Origin of the sequence: Porticoccus sp., from assembly GCA_023261185.1 — a bacterium.
Taxonomy (GTDB): Bacteria; Pseudomonadota; Gammaproteobacteria; order Pseudomonadales; family Porticoccaceae; genus Porticoccus; species Porticoccus litoralis.
On sequence record JALRJN010000014.1, the window covers coordinates 1 to 2,787 of the forward strand.

Genomic DNA, 2,787 nt, shown 5'->3' on the forward strand with positions numbered 1-2,787 from the left:
GCATGGTGATCGTTCCCACCTACCGGGATGCCAATGACGAAGCAGCCTTGGCACAAATGGCAACTGCCTTCCCGGGCTACGACATTCAGGGGCTTGATTGCCTGCCCATAATCCACCAGCATGGCAGTCTTCACTGCATTACCATGCAACTGCCCAGGGGCGTAGTGACCCCGGCAGCGCAACAAAAGTAACAGGGGTAAACACCTTATGACCGAGCTGACCATTGGTGTTGTGCAGCACGCTTGCGGTGCTGATGTCGACGCAAACCTGCAAAAGACTCTGGAAGGTATTCGTGCCACGGCAAGCCAGGGTGCCAACTTGGTAGTGCTTCAGGAACTGCACCGCAGCCTGTATTTCTGTCAGCAGGAAAACCCTGATCTGTTTGACCTGGCGGAAACCATTCCCGGCCCCAGCACCGACACACTCGGGGCGCTGGCCAAAGAGCTGGGCGTGGTGATCGTTTCCTCACTGTTTGAACGCCGTGCCGCCGGGCTGTACCACAACACAGCGGTGGTGCTGGACAGCGACGGCAGTATCGCCGGCAAATACCGCAAGATGCATATCCCGGACGATCCCGGCTACTACGAGAAATTCTATTTCACCCCCGGCGACCTCGGTTTTACCCCTATCCAGACCTCTGTGGGCAAACTCGGCGTACTGGTGTGCTGGGATCAGTGGTTCCCGGAAGCCGCGCGTCTGATGGCCATGGCCGGTGCCGACATGCTCATTTACCCCACGGCCATTGGCTGGTATCCACCGGATGACGAAGCCGAGAAACAACGCCAGCGCGATGCCTGGATTACCATCCAGCGCGCCCATGCCGTCGCCAACGGTTTACCGGTGATCAGCGTCAACCGCATTGGCCATGAAGCAGACCCGAATGGCGGACCCGGTGCAGATTTCTGGGGCTCCAGTTTCGTCGCCGGACCACAGGGTGAAATTCTCTGGCAGGCAGATACCGAAAGCGAAAGCTTTGCTACGGTGAAAGTAGATTTGGCCCGGGGTGAAGACGTGCGCCGTATGTGGCCCTACCTGCGGGACCGGCGGGTGGATCATTACACCGATCTGACCAAACTTTATCGGGATTGATCACGGCTCAACACTGCATTGGGCTGCCGACGAAAGTCGTTTTGAGCTTCACGGGTTTTGTGGTGGCGTTCGGGGTTACTCCAAAAGCGCCTCAATTAACCGTTACAGCTTGACTTCGAAAATGCACACACTGAGCTGAACTATGCCTTGTCGAGGCTCAGCATATTCATAATCAGCCGGATCAATGTCTCTTTCTGTTTCGGGTCCGATTCCGCCACCAGTAGTGTCAACGCAGCCAGGCCGGTGTCGTTAATAATCGGATACCCATCACTGCTCAGCAGGCGACCATTGCGGTGCAGAAAATCCACAAACAGAAATGCGCCGCTGCGTTTGTTGCCATCGGCGAAGGGGTGGTTTTTCACCACAAAATACAGCAGATGTGCCGCCTTGCTTTCCACAGTCGGATAAGCCGGTTCACCAAACACAGATTGATCCAGGTTACCGAATATGCCCGCCAGTCCATGCTCACGCACCTGGGCAAACAGTGGTGTTGCCTCGCCGCGTTCTATCAATTGCTCCTTTAGCTGCCCCAGCGATGTCATAGCTTCATCAGGCGAAGGCAACTTGCCACCGGTTTCACCTGCGGGCTCTTCCAGCAAACCTTCATCGTAGCGCTGCAACCACAGGAAAGTTTGGGTATAGCAGGAGACGATATCGACCAGGCCTCTACCCGCGTCCCCGGACAGCTCGGGGCTTAGCGCAGCTTTTTGAATAAGAGCCAGTGCCTGCTCCAACTCGGCGGCGTTTTTCTCGAAACGACTGCGGTTGAGGGTATAGCCCTGCACCAAATACTCCCTCAGCCGATTGGTAGCCCAGATACGAAACAGAGTCCCCTGCTTGGAATTCACTCGGTAACCGACGGAAATCGCCATATCGAGATTGTAATGTTCAATCTCACGCCGTACCTTACGGCTGCCCTCCTGCCGAACTATCCGGAATTTCCGGATAGTTGCATCTTCGACCAGCTCCTTGTCAGAAAAGATATTTTTAATATGTTCGTTAATCGTTCGCACATCCTTGCCGAAAAGCTCACCCATCTGCGCCTGCGTTAGCCACAGCGTATCCGCCTCCAGCCTGACCTCAATTTCGGTCTGGCCATCGGCAGTCTGGTAGATTTCGATCTGGTTGTTTTCGCTGTTCATATCGCCTCCCTGCGATAAGGATATGGTATTACCGAAGCTATCGCAGCCTTTGCGACAACCGAGCCCAAGTATGTCACCTTTCACAAGCAGGCGCCCCAACAACACGACAGGACAGGAGTTCTCGTAAAACTCTCCGCGGTTGGATAGCACATCCCGCCTCTGCTGGTTGATGGCATCTATTTGATTTTAGAAGGAGACTACATTCAGTGTGTTCACTGCCCGTAAGCAAAATTGCGTCTATGTGAAAGTTTATTTTCGTCTATCTGAAAGTGGGGTTTCGTATATATGGGAGTTCCAGGCAGTGAAAGAGTCTATGCAAGGTACGATCTATTTCAGGTTTAGATAATTCCAAGCTAAGTCTGAGCATAAAAAAGGCCCCAATCTAAGTTGGAGCCTGTTCTTTTGGATGGTGCCCAAGGCCGGACTTGAAATACTTTGGGGGGCAAAGGTGTCATCATATGCGCTGTGACTCGTAACTCCTTCGTCATCAATTCAGTCATTAGGGTACCACTGGTACGATCGTTCTTTCATCATACCAGGTACGATCGTTCTTTCG

Annotated in this window: 3 protein-coding genes; 2 read left to right on the forward strand and 1 reads right to left on the reverse strand. The window is 53.6% G+C overall.

Annotated elements, in window-relative coordinates:
* Nucleotides 1–191, forward strand: a 191-nt coding sequence (locus ACYZYZ_RS01250) for an agmatine deiminase family protein (protein ID WP_461482968.1), incomplete at its 5' end; no start/stop codon positions are given.
* Nucleotides 192–207: 16 nt separating this feature from the next.
* Nucleotides 208–1,089, forward strand: a complete 882-nt coding sequence (locus ACYZYZ_RS01255; protein WP_461482969.1) for a carbon-nitrogen hydrolase — start codon at nt 208–210, stop codon at nt 1,087–1,089.
* Nucleotides 1,090–1,229: 140 nt separating this feature from the next.
* On the opposite strand, the gene rhuM is transcribed toward ACYZYZ_RS01255, so the two are convergent.
* On the reverse strand, nt 1,230–2,231 hold the full coding sequence (rhuM, locus tag ACYZYZ_RS01260; RefSeq protein ID WP_461482970.1) for a RhuM family protein: 1,002 nt from the start codon (nt 2,229–2,231) through the stop codon (nt 1,230–1,232).
* Between the last annotated feature and the right edge of the window lie 556 nt (nt 2,232–2,787).